Origin of the sequence: Methylobacterium goesingense, from assembly GCF_022179225.1 — a bacterium.
GTDB classification, from domain to species: domain Bacteria; phylum Pseudomonadota; class Alphaproteobacteria; order Rhizobiales; family Beijerinckiaceae; genus Methylobacterium; species Methylobacterium goesingense.
Genome location: NZ_BPQL01000062.1, coordinates 19986 through 35749 on the forward strand (window position 1 = coordinate 19986; position 15764 = coordinate 35749).

The 15764-nt window shown below is 69.2% G+C and carries 17 protein-coding genes; 12 read left to right on the plus strand and 5 right to left on the minus strand.

Annotated elements, in window-relative coordinates; genetic code table 11:
- Positions 1–27 precede the first annotated feature (27 nt).
- The 3 genes from MFF30_RS11810 (at position 28) to MFF30_RS11820 (ending at position 1955) form a co-directional block, all read left to right on the plus strand.
- Positions 28–390: a response regulator gene (locus MFF30_RS11810; RefSeq protein WP_238279661.1), complete on the plus strand. Its 363-nt coding sequence runs from the start codon at positions 28–30 to the stop codon at positions 388–390.
- 74 nt (positions 391–464) lie between these two features.
- The gene (locus MFF30_RS11815; protein ID WP_238279605.1) at positions 465–1616 is read left to right on the plus strand and encodes an FAD-dependent monooxygenase; all 1152 of its coding nucleotides are present in this window, start codon (positions 465–467) and stop codon (positions 1614–1616) included.
- Between the two features lie 57 nt (positions 1617–1673).
- Positions 1674–1955 (plus strand): DUF2312 domain-containing protein, encoded by a 282-nt coding sequence (locus tag MFF30_RS11820; protein WP_238279606.1) that lies wholly within the window; start codon positions 1674–1676, stop codon positions 1953–1955.
- A 63-nt stretch (positions 1956–2018) separates the two neighbouring features.
- Here MFF30_RS11820 and MFF30_RS11825 read toward each other — a convergent pair whose 3' ends face one another.
- Positions 2019–4064, minus strand: a complete 2046-nt coding sequence (locus tag MFF30_RS11825) for an autotransporter domain-containing protein (RefSeq protein ID WP_238279607.1) — start codon at positions 4062–4064, stop codon at positions 2019–2021.
- Between the two features lie 400 nt (positions 4065–4464).
- On the opposite strand from MFF30_RS11825, the gene MFF30_RS11830 reads away from it, so the two are divergent.
- The 5 genes from MFF30_RS11830 to MFF30_RS11850 all read left to right on the plus strand — a co-directional run bounded on the left by MFF30_RS11830 (position 4465) and on the right by MFF30_RS11850 (position 10668).
- A complete protein-coding gene (locus tag MFF30_RS11830; RefSeq protein ID WP_238279608.1) occupies positions 4465–6912 on the plus strand; it encodes a PAS domain-containing protein in 2448 nt (815 codons plus the stop codon).
- A 200-nt stretch (positions 6913–7112) separates the two neighbouring features.
- Positions 7113–9707, plus strand: coding sequence for a histidine kinase dimerization/phosphoacceptor domain -containing protein (locus tag MFF30_RS11835; RefSeq protein WP_238279609.1), 2595 nt, complete (start codon positions 7113–7115; stop codon positions 9705–9707).
- Between the two features lie 134 nt (positions 9708–9841).
- Positions 9842–10147 carry a hypothetical protein gene (locus tag MFF30_RS11840; protein ID WP_238279610.1) on the plus strand — a complete coding sequence of 102 codons (306 nt, stop codon included), beginning with the start codon at positions 9842–9844 and terminating at the stop codon, positions 10145–10147.
- A 69-nt stretch (positions 10148–10216) separates the two neighbouring features.
- On the plus strand, positions 10217–10399 hold the full coding sequence (locus MFF30_RS11845; RefSeq protein ID WP_238279611.1) for a hypothetical protein: 183 nt from the start codon (positions 10217–10219) through the stop codon (positions 10397–10399).
- Between the two features lie 59 nt (positions 10400–10458).
- Positions 10459–10668 carry a hypothetical protein gene (locus MFF30_RS11850; RefSeq protein ID WP_238279613.1) on the plus strand — a complete coding sequence of 70 codons (210 nt, stop codon included), beginning with the start codon at positions 10459–10461 and terminating at the stop codon, positions 10666–10668.
- 7 nt (positions 10669–10675) lie between these two features.
- On the opposite strand, the gene MFF30_RS11855 is transcribed toward MFF30_RS11850, so the two are convergent.
- Positions 10676–10855, minus strand: a complete 180-nt coding sequence (locus MFF30_RS11855; RefSeq protein WP_238279615.1) for a hypothetical protein — start codon at positions 10853–10855, stop codon at positions 10676–10678.
- Between the two features lie 348 nt (positions 10856–11203).
- Here MFF30_RS11855 and MFF30_RS11860 point away from each other — a divergent pair, with 348 nt between their 5' ends.
- The 3 genes from MFF30_RS11860 (at position 11204) to cysC (ending at position 12911) form a co-directional block, all read left to right on the plus strand.
- Positions 11204–11410, plus strand: a complete 207-nt coding sequence (locus MFF30_RS11860) for a hypothetical protein (RefSeq protein ID WP_238279616.1) — start codon at positions 11204–11206, stop codon at positions 11408–11410.
- A 73-nt stretch (positions 11411–11483) separates the two neighbouring features.
- Complete coding sequence (locus tag MFF30_RS11865; protein ID WP_238279618.1) at positions 11484–11705, plus strand: hypothetical protein; 222 nt, start codon at positions 11484–11486, stop codon at positions 11703–11705.
- A gap of 627 nt (positions 11706–12332) precedes the next feature.
- Positions 12333–12911, plus strand: coding sequence for an adenylyl-sulfate kinase (gene cysC / locus MFF30_RS11870; protein WP_238279619.1), 579 nt, complete (start codon positions 12333–12335; stop codon positions 12909–12911).
- 575 nt (positions 12912–13486) lie between these two features.
- Here cysC and MFF30_RS11875 read toward each other — a convergent pair.
- From MFF30_RS11875 to MFF30_RS11885, 3 genes are read right to left on the minus strand one after another with little or no spacing between them, the layout of a single operon-like run.
- A complete protein-coding gene (locus tag MFF30_RS11875; RefSeq protein ID WP_238279621.1) occupies positions 13487–13738 on the minus strand; it encodes a hypothetical protein in 252 nt (83 codons plus the stop codon).
- Between the two features lie 5 nt (positions 13739–13743).
- Positions 13744–14883 (minus strand): hypothetical protein, encoded by a 1140-nt coding sequence (locus MFF30_RS11880; protein WP_238279623.1) that lies wholly within the window; start codon positions 14881–14883, stop codon positions 13744–13746.
- Between the two features lie 12 nt (positions 14884–14895).
- Positions 14896–15075 (minus strand): hypothetical protein, encoded by a 180-nt coding sequence (locus MFF30_RS11885; RefSeq protein ID WP_238279624.1) that lies wholly within the window; start codon positions 15073–15075, stop codon positions 14896–14898.
- 373 nt (positions 15076–15448) lie between these two features.
- On the opposite strand from MFF30_RS11885, the gene MFF30_RS11890 reads away from it, so the two are divergent.
- Positions 15449–15721, plus strand: coding sequence for a hypothetical protein (locus MFF30_RS11890; RefSeq protein WP_238279626.1), 273 nt, complete (start codon positions 15449–15451; stop codon positions 15719–15721).
- Positions 15722–15764: the final 43 nt, after the last annotated feature.

Genomic DNA, 15764 nt, shown 5'->3' on the forward strand with positions numbered 1-15764 from the left:
GTCGTCGAGGCAAACATCCTCGTGCGGATGGACGCCGTGAACATCCTCGAGGATGCCGGCTTCCGGGTCCTGGACGTGGCGACGGGCGACGAGGCCATGAGGCTCCTGCACCAGCACGGCTCCGCCTTCACGCTGTTGTTCACCGCCGTCGGCCCCACGGGCCCGCAGGACGGGTTCGCGCTGGCACGCATGGCCGCCTCGGATCACCCGCATATCAGCGTCGTCGTGGCGTCGGGCCACGACAAACCCGGTCCGGGCGACCTGCCGGATTCGGCCTGCTTCATCGAGAAGCCGTTCAGTGCCGGCATCGTCCGCGAACACCTCCGGCGGATCATGCCGGACGACCGGAAACCCGCGCCCTTGCGCACAAAGCCTCTCTCGACGCACTGACCGTGTGCGGAACGGCGGGGTCGCGGATGCGCCCTCCGTCCGGCGACGCGGCGCGGACAGGTTCGGGGATCCCCATGGACGGGAACGAGGCGGGTCGGGTGCTGATCGCCGGGGGCGGCATCGCGGGGCTCGCCATGCGGCGGGCGCTGCGACGCGCCGGGATTCCCGCGCTCACCCTGGAGCGGCGCCGGGAACCGGCGGATGGCGGCCTCGCCATCAACCTGCCGGGCAATGCGGTCCGGGCGCTCGCGCAACTCGGCCTCGCCGAGGCCCTCGGCGCCGTCGGCGCCCCGGTTCGCCGGCGCGAGTACCGCACCGAGCGGGGGCGGCTGCTCTTTGCCGTCGACGAGGCGGCGTTCTGGGGGGCCGAGGCAGGGCCCCGCTGCGTCCGGCGTGCCGACCTGGCGCGTCTCCTGACCGGAGACGGGCCGGCCGACGACATCCGGTACGGATGTGCGATCGCGGCGATCCGGCAGCGGGCGGACAGCGTCACCGTCGCCTGCACGGACGGGACGACCGAATCCGGAGGCCTGCTCGTGGGCGCGGACGGCGTGCATTCCCGGGTCCGTGGCGAGGTCTTCGGAGCGCAAGCGCTTGGCGCGGCGCTGCTGGCTCCGGCGAGCTGGCGCTTCATGGCGCCCAATCCCGGAATCGATGCCTGGACGCTCTGGGCCGGATCGGGAGGCCTGTTCCTGCTGATCCCGGTCGACGCGGACGAAGTCTACGGGTGGGTCTCGGTCGGCGGATCGGGCGCACGGGGGCATGACCTCGCCGCGGTGCGCGGTGTCTTCGCCGCCTTCCCGCCCCCCGTACGCGACACCCTCGAGGCGGTTCTGGCCGATTCCGGGCGCGTCCATCATTCGCCCCTCGAAGAGGTCCGGATTCCCGCCTGGACACGGGACCGCGTGGTGCTGGCCGGGGACGCCGCGCACGCCACGGCCCCCGTCTGGGCGCAGGGCGCCGCCCTCGCCCTGGAGGATGCGCTGGTGCTGGCCGCCCTGCTGGCGGAACGCCCGGACTGGCGCACGGTCGGTCCGGCCTACGAGGCCCTGCGCCGGCCCCGTGTGACCCATGTCCAGGCCATGACCGACCGCCTGTCGCGGACCGCCCGGATGCCGGGCTGGGCCAGGAACCTCGTGCTCCCGGTGCTCGGACCCCGCAGCTACCGCGCCACCTACGCCCCGCTTCGCATCGCTCCGCCCGGTCCGGCCCGGACGCGGGATTAACCGTCCGCTTACCGAAACCCGGGAGGGTGCCGCTCCGAATTGGCCCAAGGAGACAGCATGTCCGAGACGATCGACACCGTTGGCGTTGCCGGCGACCGTATCCGCTCGATCATCGAGCGCGTCGAGAAGGTGGAGGAGGAGATCAAGGAGCTCATGGAAGCCAAGAAGGAGATCTTCCTGGAAGCCAAGGGCGAGGGCCTGGACGTTAAGATCCTCAAGGAGATCCTCAAGCTGCGCAAGCTCGACCAGGACGCGCGCGACGAGCACGAGACCCTGCTCGACGTCTACATGCGCGCCATGGACGCCCCGACCCCCGCCCCGATGGCGGCGGCCGCCTGAGAGCCGCCCGGAACGGGTTCGGGTCTGGTATGCGGCACCGGACCCGGCCCCGGGCGTCTGAGGTCAGAAGCGGTAGCGCAGGCCGCCGTTGACGGCAAAATCGTCGCCGTTGGCGCGCGCGAACGTGGCCGCGCCGTTGATCATCCCGCTCAGGCCCCCGCCGAGGTCGATACTGAGACCGGCCGCTACCTTGCCGTACGTGCCCCCGTCGTAGCCCCGGATCGCGGTGGCGATCGGCAGGGTCAGGGCGTAGGTCTGGGCCGTGGTGATGGTGCGCAGCTGGCCCAGGAAGTCGTGCTCGGCCGTCAGGTTGACGAACGGACTGAGCACGCGCTCGCCCAGGGCGACGGGCAGACGGATCTGGAGGCCGGCGCCTCCCGTCAGGCCGTCGCGCGCCTGGCGTCCCACCGCCTGGGTCAGCAGGGGGTCGCCCTGCTCCCGGTAGGCGTCGATCCAGGTATGGGCGTAGGTCAGCGTGCCCACGGGGCCGACCCGGACCGCGCCGAGGTCGAACAGGTAGGCCGCCTTGGCCGCCACCAGCAGGGTCTCGGCGCGCGGCGTGGCGCTGAGGCGGTCGAGGAGCCCGGCACGGGAGACGGCGAGGTCGTTGAAGCCGTAGCCGACCACGAGGTCGGCGAACCAGTCCGGCCGGTTCAGGGAGGCGAAACCCGCGAACTGATAGGTGTCCACGTCGATCCGGGTGGCGCCGAGCGCCCCCAGGCTCGTCAGGTTGGTGCTGGCGTTGCTGTAGTTGAAGGCCGCCCCCAGCAGCAGGTCGGGCCGGGCGCGGTACTCGGCGCCCACCGTGACGCTCGGCGCCTCGTAGTCGAAGCCCGGCGCCCCGACGCGGCGCTCGCGGCTGCCGTTGGCGTAGCCGCCCTCGGCGAACAGGGAGACGGGGTTGCCCAGAAGCACCGCCATGGGCACCGGCGGGGCCGCGCGCCCCGGCAGGTCGGCCGTGTAGGCGGCCGGCACCAGGGCGGGGGTGTTCTGCGCCCGGTAGGCGTCGAGGCGCAGCAGCAGGCTGTTGCCGAAGGCCCGCGCGCTCACGTCCGCGATCTCCCCCTGCGGCGCGATCGTGTACGGCGCGATCAACTGGTTGGCGATCGCCTGGGCCTGGATGTTGTGGAACTGATAGGTCCAGTGCAGGCCGTCGAGGCTCATGTAGCGGTTCTGCTCGTTGAACGGCCGGCTCGCGCACTGGGTCGCCCCGCCGGAGGCCTGGATGCAGTCGACGTTCGGCAACGCGCCGTTCGCGGCGAATCCGTATGCCGTCGGATTCGCGCGGATCTCCCGCACCAGCAGATCCTGGTCGAAATAATGGATGTTGGCGCCGGTCTGCTGCTGCAGCGCGACGAGGTTGGGAAGCATGCCCGCATTCGTCCCGAGCGAGCCCTGGCTGAGCAGGGCGGGATCGTTATTGCGCGCCGCATCGGTAAAGTTCCGGAACGTGCCGAGGTCGGAGAGCCCGATGAAGACGTAGTTCCGTGCGCCCAGCGCGAGGTTCTGACGGACCATCTCGGTCTGGAAGGTCACGTTCGTGTTTCGGATCTGGTCGACCTGCGCCTGCGTCCGGATGCCGGACACGTTCCAGTCGTTGATCCCGGACCATTGCACGACGATGTCGCCGGGGCTGTAGCGCCCATAGATGCGCTGGAAATCGGCGACCTGGGGCCGGAGGGTCGCCGACCCCGTCAGCGCGGTCACGCTGTTCGAGCCGCCATCGGCGAAGTTGGTGGCGGGCGGGAAGCTCGAGCCGCGCCCGTTCGCGGCCCCGATCAGGGGCGAGAACAACTCGATGTAGTTGGCGTGGCCATTCGTGTTCACCTCCGTGAACACCGCCGTGTTGCCCGGGGTGTTCTGGTTGATGTTCCGGTCCGCCCGGCGGGTGTTGGTCGAGCTGGAGCCGTACCCGAAGGTGCGGTCGAAACCGGTCACCGCCCGGATGTCCGGAAGGGGCTGCCCGCTATTCGGCACGGCGGCCGGGTATTGCGGCGCCACCGGCACGTCCGCGGAGGGCAGCACCCCCGAGAACAGCGATTGCGCGAATGCGGGCTCGGCGCTCACCAGGGCCGTTGCGGCCAGCAACACAAGCTTGACGTGCGACATCCCTCGGCCTCCCCATCGTCCTGGTTTTCCAGGTTGAAGAGATGTTAGCGGGAGGCATCGGCAGGGCACAATGCAGGCCGAGACACACGCCGCCGTTTAAACAGTCGATTACTTTCGAATGATCGATTTCTACATCGCGTGTTGCGACATCGACACGGCGTCATAATTTTCGTTCCCTTCCGTACAAAATGAAGCATCGGCGCATCGGCAGGCTTAAGGAGCGGCGGGCTTGCACGGGGAACGCGCGGGCCGCGTAACCTTGCGGCAGGGCACCGCGTTGCATGTCGCGCCACCTGAGGCCAAACGCCGGCATGCCCGTCCTCGAACCGCACCCGCGTCAACCGGGATTCCCCATGGCTCGCCACCGGGCCGCCGCGTCCTTCGGGCGGAGCGTGCTGCCGTGAGGGACCCCCTGGCGTTCCTGGCCGGCGGCGGCGAGGCCGCGCGCATGATCCGCGAGCGGGACTGGACGGGCCACCCCCTGGGGCAGCCCGAGACCTGGCCCGCGGAATTCCGCGCCGCGCTCAGCCTCGTCCTCAACTCGCCGGAATCCATGATCCTGGCCTGGGGGCCGGACCTGCACTTCTTCTTCAACGACACCTACTTCCCGCTGCTCGGGCCGCGTCTCGCCTGGGCGATGGGCGAGCGCTTCGACGTGGTCTGGGCCGATGCCCTGGATCAGGCCAGGCCCATCATCGCGGACGCCCTCGCGGGGCGGGCGAAGCGCTTCGTCGACCTGCCCTGGACGCTCGATACCGACCGGGGCCAACGCGAGACCTGGTGGTCGTTCTCCTATTCCCGCGTCCTCGACGCGGATGGCGACGTCGCCGGCCTCTTCATCGTCACGAACGAGACCACCGCGCGGGTGCTCGGCGACGCGGCCCTGCGCGAGAGCGAGGAGCATTTCCGGCAGACGGTGGAGCTGAACCCGCAGGTCCCGTGGACCTGCGATCCGGACGGGAACATCACCTCCTACTCGAACCGCTGGCTCGAACTCACGGGCCAGGCCCCGGGCGAGCCGGACGGCTCCGGCTGGCTCGCGGCCCTGCACCCCGACGACGTGCCCGAGACCCTGCGGGTGTTCGGGAACGCGCTCGCCTCCGGCGAGCCGATCGACGTCGATTATCGCCTGCGCCTGGCGCGCACCGACGCGTATCGCTGGATGCGCGCCCGGGCCCGGCCCCGGCGGAACGAGGCGGGCGCCATCGTCCGGTGGTACGGCGTGGTCGAGGACATCCACGACCGCAAGCTCGCCGAGGCGGCGTTGCGCGAGCTGAATCGGACTCTGGAACGCCGGGTCGAGGAGGCCCTGCTCCAGCGCAAGCTCTGGGCCGAGGTGTTCGAGACCACCGACGCCCTCGTCGGCGCGCTTGGCACCGATTTCCGGATCCTGGCCGCCAACCGCGCCTGGATCGCGGAGTTCGAGGCCTTGTTCGGGGTACGGCCGCGCGTCGGCGACGACCTGCGCGATCTCCTGGCGCATGCGCCCGAACTCCTTGCCCCCTTGCAGGCGATCTGGGAACGGGCGCTCGCCGGCGAGGCCTTCACGCTGATGGAGGCCTTCGGCGACCCAGACCGCAAGCGCCCCTGCTACGAACTCAAGTTCACGACCCTACGCGACGCGGACGGGCGCCGGATCGGCGCCTTCCAGTACGCCCAGGACATCTCGGAGCGCCTGCGGGCCCAGGAGCGGCTCGCCCGCGCCGAGGAGGCACTGCGCCACGCCCAGAAGATCGAAGCGGTGGGGCAGCTCACGGGCGGCGTGGCGCATGATTTCAACAACCTCCTGACCATCATCCGCTCGTCGGTGGAGTTCCTGCAGCGGCCGGACCTCGCCGAGGAGCGGCGCGCCCGCTACCTCACGGCGGTGAGCGACACGGTCGACCGGGCCGCGAAGCTGACGAGCCAGCTCCTCTCCTTCGCCCGGCGGCAGGCCCTCAAGCCCGAAATCCTCGATGTCGGCGAGCGCCTGCGCGGGGTCACCGAGATGCTGAACGCGGTCACGGGCGCCCGCATCCGCATCCTCACGCGGGTGCCGGACGGGCCCTGCCACGTCCGGGCCGATCCGAGCCAGTTCGAGACCGCCGTGGTCAACCTGATGGTGAACGCCCGCGACGCCATGGATGGCGAGGGCACGCTGACCCTGCGCCTCGCCCGCGGCGCCCACCTGCCGAGCATCCGGGGCCACGCGGCGGCGATGGGGCCCTTCGCCATGCTCTCGGTCACGGACGAGGGGACGGGCATCCCGCCCGACCTGATGGACCGGATCTTCGAGCCCTTCTTCACCACCAAGGAGGTCGGCAAGGGCACCGGGCTCGGCCTCAGCCAGGTCATCGGCTTCGCCAAGCAGTCCGGCGGCGACGTCGACGTGGCGAGCACGGTCGGCCGCGGCACCACCTTCACCCTCTACCTGCCGCAGGTCGAGGCTCCGGAATCCGAGGTCCTGCGACCCGCGCGGGAGCCCGGCGCCCCGGGCGCGGAGCGGAGCCTGTGCGTCCTCGTCGTGGAGGACAACCTCGAGGTCGGGCGCTTCTGCACCCAGCTCCTCGAGGATCTCGGACACGCGACGGTCTGGGCGCACAACGCCGAGGCGGCGCTCGCCGAGATGGCGCACGGCTCCGCCCGCTTCGACGCGGTGTTCTCGGACGTGGTGATGCCCGGGATGGGCGGTGTCGCGCTGGCGCGCCGCATGGCGGTCGAACACCCCGGCCTGCCGGTGATCCTGACCACGGGCTACAGCGATGCCCTGGCCCGGGACGACACGCACGGCTTCGACCTCGTCCGCAAGCCGTACTCCACCGGGCAGATCGCGAACGCCCTGCGCAACGCCCTCGCGAGGCCGCGTTGACGATGCGCGCCCCCGGGAGAACGGCCGGCCCCGGCGACGGGTCGCGGGGCAGGCGCACCCGGCCCGTGCCATGGTATGGCTCGGCGCGGCCGTGGCCCGGCAAGGCACAGGCATTGGCAAGGCACAGGACTTGGCAAGGCACAGGACTTGGCAAGGCACAGGACTTGGCAAAGCGGGGCATCATCCGGCATGGGCAGGACATGACTGACGGCAACGAGGACTTTCCCGCCGGACCGGGTCTCGACACCCTGGCGGGTCGGATCGCCGATGCCCCCCGCGCCGTCCTGCGTGTCGACGCCGCCGGCCGCGTGCTGGAGGCGAGCCCGGCCGCAATCGCCCTGCTGGGGCAGGGGGGCGCGGCGCTGACGGGCCGGGACTTCTTCCGAGACCTCGTCCCGGGGGCCGACGTCCCCCGCGGGCGCGGGCGCTTCCTGGCCGGCCTGCGCCGGGGCGGAGTCGATCTGCGCGGGCGCTTCGCACTGGACCGCGCTTCGGGACCGGTCCGGTTTGACCTGCGGGCCGTCTCGGAAGCCTCGGGGACCGGAGCCCTGATCGGCCTGAGTTCGCCCGAGCGCGCCTTCGGTCCGGGCGTCGGCGACGCGGTCGTGCTGCGCCGGAAGCGGGCGCAGGCCGTGGATGTCTCGGCCTGCGAACTCGAACCGATCCACGTCCCGGGCTCGATCCAGCCCGATGCCGTCCTCCTGGTCGTGGAGCCCGTCGGGCTCACGGTCCTCGCCTGCAGCGCCAACGCGGCGGAGGCGTTCCCCGGGGCGGGGCCCGCCCTCCTCGGGCACGCTTTGGACGGCCTGCTACCAGAGGCCTTCGTGGCCGACCTCCGCGGCGCCCAGATCGAGGATCGCCTCGGCGACGGCCGGACCGTGTCCGGCACGGTGCGCCTCGACGGGGAGGGCGGCAGCGCATTCCGCGCCGTCGGGCATGCCCAGGGCGGGCGCATCCTCGTCGAGCTCGAAGGCCTGCCGGACCGGCCCGGGGATTTCGGCCCGGCGGATCCTCTGGGGGCGGGGCCGGCGATGTCCCGGCTGCGGGCGGCCGGCAGCGTCGCCGAGGCCGCCGCCGCGACGGCGCGCGAGGTCCGGGCGATCACCGGGTTCGAGACGGTCCTGGTGTATCGCTTCGATGCGGACTGGAACGGCGAGGCCATCGCCGAGGACCGGGTGCCGGGCTGGTCCCGCTCCCTGCTCGGCCTGCATTTCCCCGCCTCCGACATCCCCGCCCAGGCCCGTGCGTTGTACGTGCGCTCCCGCAGCCGGTTCGTCACGGACCGCGATGCGGAGCCGGTGCCGATCCTCGGCGACGCCCGCCTCGCCGGAGACCCCGTCGACCTCACCTTCGCGCAGCATCGCTCGCTGTCGCCCATCCACCTGGAATATCAGCGCAATCTCGGCGTCAACGGCTCGATGTCGGCCTCCATCATCGTGGACGGGACGCTCTGGGGCCTGCTGATCGGCCATCATCGCCGCCCGCACTACGTGCCGCCGGAGGCCCGGGCTTCGGCCGCCCTGCTGGCGGAGGCGCTGGCCATGCGCGTGCAGGAGATCGAGGGACGCCGCCTCTGGGAAGCGCAGCAGGCGCATCTGGCCGCCGAGGGCCGCCTCGTGCGCCAGCTGACCCGGTCCGACGACTACGTGGCGGCCCTGACCGGCGGCGAGACGACGATGCTCGACCTGTTCGAGGCCAAGGGCGCCGCCGTGGTCTCGGCGGATCGCGTCACCGTCGTCGGGTCGGCGCCCGCGCCGGAGGCGGTCCTGGCGCTGCGCGACTGGCTCCTGGTCGCCCAGCCCTCGGACGGCACCGTGTACAGCACGCACGGCCTGCCGGCGGCCTACCCGCCGGCCGCCGCCTTCGCCGACCGGGCGAGCGGTCTCGTGGCGGTCTTCGTGGACGAGGCTCGGCGCAACCTCCTGATGTGGTTCAGGCCGGAAGTGCCCAGCACGGTCTCGTGGGGCGGCGACCCGCGCAAGCCCGTGGCGCCCGGCCGCGGCGCGGCGCCGGTCCTGCCGCGCCGCTCCTTCGAGCGCTGGGTCGAGGAGCGGCGCGGATTTTCCGAGCCCTGGGTCGCGTGGCAGCTCTCCTTCGCCGCCTCCCTGGCGGAAGTGGTGGAGGGCGTCGTCCTGCGGCAGCGCCGCACCATCGTCGAGTTGACGGGACTGCTCGCGGACAAGGAGCGGGCCCTCGAACAGAAGGACGTGCTGAGCCGGGAGATCGACCACCGGGTCAAGAACTCCCTCCAGATCGTGGCGGCCTTCCTGCAGATGCAGCAGCGCCAGACCCGGGACCCGGAGGCCAAGCAGGCTTTCGCCGAGACCTCTGCGCGCGTGATGAGCGTCGCGCGGGTTCACGACAGCCTTTATCAGGCCGAGAACGTCGAGGACGTCGACCTCGGCCAGACCATCGAGAGCCTGTGCCGCGACCTGTCCGGGATGGCGGGGGACGGCCAGACCGTGGGAATCACCGCCGACGCGAAGGTCATGGTGCCCTACCGCAAGGCGGTGGCCCTGTCGCTGATCGCCACCGAACTCGTCACCAACGCCTTCAAGTACGCTTCGCGCGAGGCCGGTGGGGGGCACATCGCCGTCAGCGTCAGCGACCAGGGTGAGGGCCGGGTGCGGGTGCGGGTCTGCGACGACGGCGAGGGCCTGCCGGAGGGCTGGGTCGACCGCAAGCCGAAGGGGACCGGGCTCGGGATGAAGCTCGTGCGGGCCATGCTCGACCAGATCGACGCGACGCTCGAGGTTGCCAACGCTCCGGGGGCCTGCTTCACGGTCCACGCCTGAGGCCCGGCGGCCGCGTTCCCGGGTCGGTGCGGTATCCGATTCGTGACACGGCGGCGCGAAACGGGCCGGGGCCCGCCTCCGTTGCGCCTTCCGGAACACGGCCGAGCCTTCAGGTGCCGAGCCCCCGGATGGCCATGACCGCGCAGATCCTTCCCGTCGCATTCGCCAGCATTTTCGTGGCGGGTTGCCTGGCGATCCGAGCCCTGCAGCGCTGGTCGGACCTCGTCCTGGGGGGCCTCGCGTGGGTCTTCGCGGCCGTCGTTCTCCTGCTCCTGGCCGAGATCGCCGCGAACCACCTGCCGCGTCTCGCTCCGGCGGCCGTCAGCCAGCCGCTCCGGGGCACGCCGGACGCCGCCGGGGCAGGGGTCTCCGGGCTGAACAGACCGACGGAGATGCCGGCCCGACCCGCCGACCGGGCGACGATCACGTTTCAGGACTGAGCGTCCACGCGCAAGCGCGACGCGAACCATCCGGCGGATCGGCCGTTTTCTGCGACCAGGAGGTGCGCCATGACCGTCGTCGTTTCGAACAAGATCTGGCTGGAAGGCAGCGCGGCCAGGGCCGAGGGGAAGCTTCTCTCGGACAACCCCTATCCGGCCGGCTCGCAGGAGAGCGCCGACTGGATCGACGGCTACACCACCATCGAGGCCGAACAGCTTGTCGCCGGCCCGGATGCGGGCGAGAACCTGTGACGCGAGAACCCGTCACGTAAACGGTGACGTCCCGCGAATTCCTATGACATAAGCGCAGCATGACCGAGCCGAGCACCAGCACCTACCCCTACACCCTCGAGGTGGAGCCGAACCCACGTGCCGCGGGCACGTGGCAATGGGCGATCCGAAAGCACGGCAAGCTGATCCAGCGCTCCGATCGGGCCCAGGTGAGCGAAGCCAAGGCGCGCGCGCAGGGCAGCGAGACGATCGAGAAGCTGCTGCACGGGGGCGACGAGGGGCGCTACTGAACCGCCGTCATTCGGGCCGCCCGCCCTTGACCGATCCCGTCGTCACCGGCTCGACCAGGGCCGCCGCGAAGGGGTTGAGCCCGCGCCGGTCCATGACGTTCGCCGAGTACAGGGAGCCGGCCGCGAGGAGGCCGATCGCCAGCGTCGCCTTCAGAAACGTCCAGAGCCGGTCGATGGCGGGTGGCATGGTTCATCCCTGATTGAGTGCTCAAGCTGCTTGCGTCCGGTTAGTGGCGCCTTAATGACCGGCCGAATCGGTGGGCCCGGCCATGCTGTCCAGCCGCGCGGCGGATGCGGCATCGGCGAACGACCGTGATCCATATGTGACAGTCCGTGGAGGCGTCCGCGCCGGGCCCAGCAGGGACCGAAGGCCGGGTGTCCGATCCGCATCGGACGCCGCCACGGCTCCGTTCAAGGGCCGAAGACGCGTCGCCCCCTGCGACTCCTTGCTTCGCACCTGCGAGGAACGGGCGGCGGCGCGAAACATTCTCTGCTCACATCCGAACATCCTTGGCATACCAGCGGAACGCTCTGCATGCGCAACCACATCACGCCGATCCATTGTGCCCTGTCGACCGCCTCCGCCGAGACGCGGGACGCGTCGACCGGGCCCGACGGCAATCCGCGCCTCACGCTGGTCCCCACCGAGCGCGATCGCCCTGCGCGCGTCTCCACGGACAAGCCGGGCGAGGTCGTCCCGTCCTCGTATGACTTCGAAGGCTTCGGGTCCTTCTCCGGTTGACACCTGTCCGCCTCGCCGGGCTCCGTGACGCGGATCCCCCCCTCGCCTTGCCGACGCAACATCCGGAGACACCATGACCGCCCTCACGCACCTCGACGCGACACCGCACCAGACGACGAACGCTATGCTCCGTACCGACGCCTCCCCCGTCGGGCCGGATGGCGCCACGATGAACCGGGCACACCGGATCGGAGACACGATCGACACGGTCGATCAGGTCAGCAGCGTGACCCTTCTGGGCATGGCCCTCGTCGGCGCGGGCGTTATGCTGGTCGCGCACTGGATCGTCGGCTGATCGCCTGAGCGGTCCACGACGCGGGTGCACCGACACGGCAAGGCTTTCATCGTCAGGGGTGTCGGCGAAACCGGAGGACAATCAGCGGTTGCCGCCGCCCGCTCCGGGACCCAATGCGTCTGCCTTGCCGGGTCGTGCCCCCTGGCCTGCTGGACGCCCGGTCAGTCGCGCTGAAATCGCCCGAACACGGTCGCGGCGGCGGGGTGGCGAGCAGACGCGCGTTGGAACACGACCGCTTCGTCCGCCTTGGTTCTCATCTTGCTACAGAACCGCCGGCCACGGCCGCGGAAACGTGGCTTGGGACTCGGGTCCTCGAATGGGGGCCGGCCACGGGGAGGGCCGGCAAGCCCCGCATCGAACGACCGTCGGCGTTGCAAACAGGATACAACTCCTGTGATGGCCAACGCGGAGGACGCTTCGGCAAGAGCGATGAGCCGTCACGCCGAGGGTAACGGCCCCTCGAAAACGAAGCGTGTTTGGCGTTTCCCCCAAGGATCGATGAAGCTAAATTGGTCACCCGGGGTGGGTCGTGGCCTGCGGCCAAGACGATCGCGAATATCCGCAACGCCCACTTCGCGATAGGAAGCGACGAGATTTCCCCGAATCCAGAATCAGAGTCCAGGAATCATGTCCGATCCGTCGCAGACCTCCAACCCGAACAACTTGCTGGATCATCTCGAATACGTGCCGTTCATCATCTGGCTGACAGGTCTGTCCGGCGCCGGAAAATCGACGGTTGCGAGCGTTCTTCAAAGACAGCTTTCGTCGCGGGGGCGGCGTTCCTATATCCTCGATGGCGATATCCTGCGGACCGGGATCAACAGCGATCTGGGTTTCTCGGACGCGGACCGGGTCGAAAACATCCGCAGAACGGCCGAGATCGCGCGACTCCTCGCCGATGCCGGCCTCATCGTGATCGTGGCCCTCATCTCTCCGTTTCGGCGCGAGCGTGCGCAGGCACGGGCGACGGCCGGGCGTATCCCGTTCCTCGAAGTGTACGTCGATGCGCCGCTCGAGCACTGTGAGAAGCGAGATCCCAAAGGCCTATATCGGCGGGCGCGCTGCGGCGAGATCGCGCATTTCACCGGGATCGACTCGGCCTACGAGACCCCGGAAGCACCCGATATCCATCTCGATACGTACGCTCTCACGGCGGACGAGGCCGCGGGCCGGATCCTGAGCCGGATCCAGGGGACCGAGGAATAGATCTGATACGCGACGGATCTCAGGCATTACGATCGAGGAGGGGATGGTGCACACACGATCGCATCGGTGCGCACCAAAGGTCGCCCCTCGCTCACTGCGGTAGCCATAAGGACCGAGTTGGCGACGGAGCCGCAAGCATGTCCGCCGCGGTCAGGGCCTCACACCTCGTGCGGGTCGGGCTCGCCGTCGTGGGCGGACGCGGCCGCGAAGGTTGACGCCGCCATGCGGGCGGCCATAGACAGAACGGCCGGTTGATCGGGCCCCGAAGCGGTGGCCACGGGCCCCGTCCCGGTGCTTTGGCAGATGCAAACTATTCAGCATCCGCAAGGGCTTGGAAGGGTGGCCGAGTGGTTTAAGGCAGCGGTCTTGAAATTCGCTCCCGGCCATTCCGCCCAATCCCATGCAGCCAGCTAACGTGTTGTTCTGAGTGCTAAAATCCGATTGCGCCCGTTCTCTCATCGTTCTTTGTCCCTGCTCGTACTAATGAGTTGGGTAGCAAAAGCGGTAGCAACCGCATTGCCCTCACGAACTTGCAACCGGACCGTTTTGAGCGGCCAGGCTGCATCGCTGGAACGTCAAGGCTCTTCCAAATCGCGATCACCGCCTGACGCCCATAGGCGCTGCGAAGGTCCTCCGATCGGTGCTGCGAGCGATGATTCACTATCAGCATCCGGCTCCATGTCCGGATCACCGTCAGCCGCGTCGAGGATCGCGACGATGCGGTCCACGACGTCGAGGGCGAGATCCGCGAGGCGTTCGAACTCCTCGCGTGGAATGGTCGTGGCCTGGAGACGGCCGGAGGCGGGGAAGCGGATGACGTTGGTCATTGGGATCAGCCCTCGACCGAATGGCTGGCCCCAAGGACCGCTGAGGAGGCCGCGACCATGTACCGGCAGCGGGCAGCATCAAGCAGTTTGCCCCACCCCTCCAACGTTACCTGAGCGGCATCCAAGGCGCGGTACATGGCCTCCGGTGTTTCGTCGTTCCGATTTCCTGCCTCGCGGATGAAGGTCTCCATCTCCGCCTTGCCCATCCTCAATAGGCGATCCGTGAGAAGCAGCCCCCAAATCTGTTCGTCGAGCTTGCTGCCCCAGCTTGTCGGCGAGAGAACCGGCTCGTCGAAGGCGTAGGCTTCGAAGGACAGGGTAGCGGCACCTTCCAGGGTGACAGGCTCATCATCGTCTGGTGTCGGGGCCGAGGACAGCCCGTCGAGCAGGGGCGACTGGGCAATCAAGCCGAGGATGCGGACGTGCTCGTTGCCTTCATCCTCATCGAGGACGAAGCTGTTGAACTCCAGGAACTCGACGGCGTAGCGCGCCAGGGCCGCGCACCCCACCGCCGTGGTCGGGACCGTCTTCAGGAGCACCCCTTCGACATGCGCGAAGAATGCCTCCATGGCCGCGTCCTGTTCGGGAAGCGGGTCAATGGACCCAGCTGGCTGCGGAAGAGCGGCAGCGGCGGTGCGTGCGTCTGTCAGGCGCCGGGTCTCGGTGATAGCTGCCAAGATCGGATCGGCGGCTAGAGTTGACCGACAGGAGGTGCTCAGACCCTCGATGTCTTGCACCACGCTTTCCCACGCGCGGAGCGGCATGGTCGACGCACCATCACACGAGGCGCGCTCATCATCACGTTCGTAGCGGTACAGCGGCGCCTTGGCGGTGAGATCTGCCATGGACCGCGCGGGGAAACGGCAGATCTCACCGTGGAGGCGGGACCATTCTGAGCTGATGGCGTCGGCCTCTTCATCCGTGAGGACGCCACTGTCCTGCACCTCCGCTAGCCTGACCCATTCTGTGACCATGGAAGCCAGCGCGGGTGACACGGTGGTGATGGGCGCGCCTTCAGGGGCTTCGGAAGGCTCAGCGGTCTTGCGCCGGACGAACCGGCCAGCGGCATCCCGAAGCCTTTCAGTACGCTCGCGGAGGTTCGGGGTGGCTTCGGCTCTGTGGGCGCTGTTGCTCTGCGTCGTCATGCTATCCTCCCCTCAACCGAGCTGCATAAAGCCGTAGGCGAACACGCCCCCGGCAATGATCAGGACGGCCGAGACAAGGTCACCGGCGAAGTCGAGGAAGCGGGGCGCCCGGACGTGGGCCGTGTCAGGCCGTACGGGCGTGATGACCGGACCGTCATCCGCCTCGGCCTCATCAGGCTCCAGCAGGGGCATGGGATGGGAGTAAACCGCTGCGAAAGGCGAGCGAGAGCGTTCACCGGCGCGAGCCGATGCTGTAGAATTTCGGATAGCCATGATGCGTCGTCCCTCGACGTAAGTGGTCAGGGCCGTTCAAGAGCACCACCTCTTGTTCGGCCCGGCAGTTTCTGACACTATCAACCCTCAAGAGGTTGTCAATGTCAGAAACCAAAAAAGACAGAGGCGGACGACCTCGGGTAGATGCTACCCCAATCACTGTGCGGGTGCCCCCTATTCAGCTGGCGCACCTCGATGCCCTGATCGCAGACCAGCCGGATCCCAAGCCATCGCGGCCCGACGTGCTTCGCGAGGCGCTTGCCGAGCACCTGAAGACGAAGGGCTATCTGAAATGACCGTTGAGGCTGGAAACCTGCCTGAGCGGCTGTCGGAGGTTTCCCGCCTTTCTACGCTTCTCGCCGATCAGGTGCTGATGGCGCAGGCCATGGATCGTTCAGTGCCGAAGGGGCACATCAACGCCTTGGTCGACGCCGCTATTATCCTGGACAAGTACGAGGTCGACCTTCCAGCGCCACTCGGCCAGATCCTTGATCAGATCGGCAATGCAGAAGACGAAGGGGCTGGCCGGCTTGCTTGGCTGTTCCGGCCGTTCCAGGGCACGTAGAACTGAGCGTGCTTCTGCCGCGGGATCACGCATCACCCCGGCG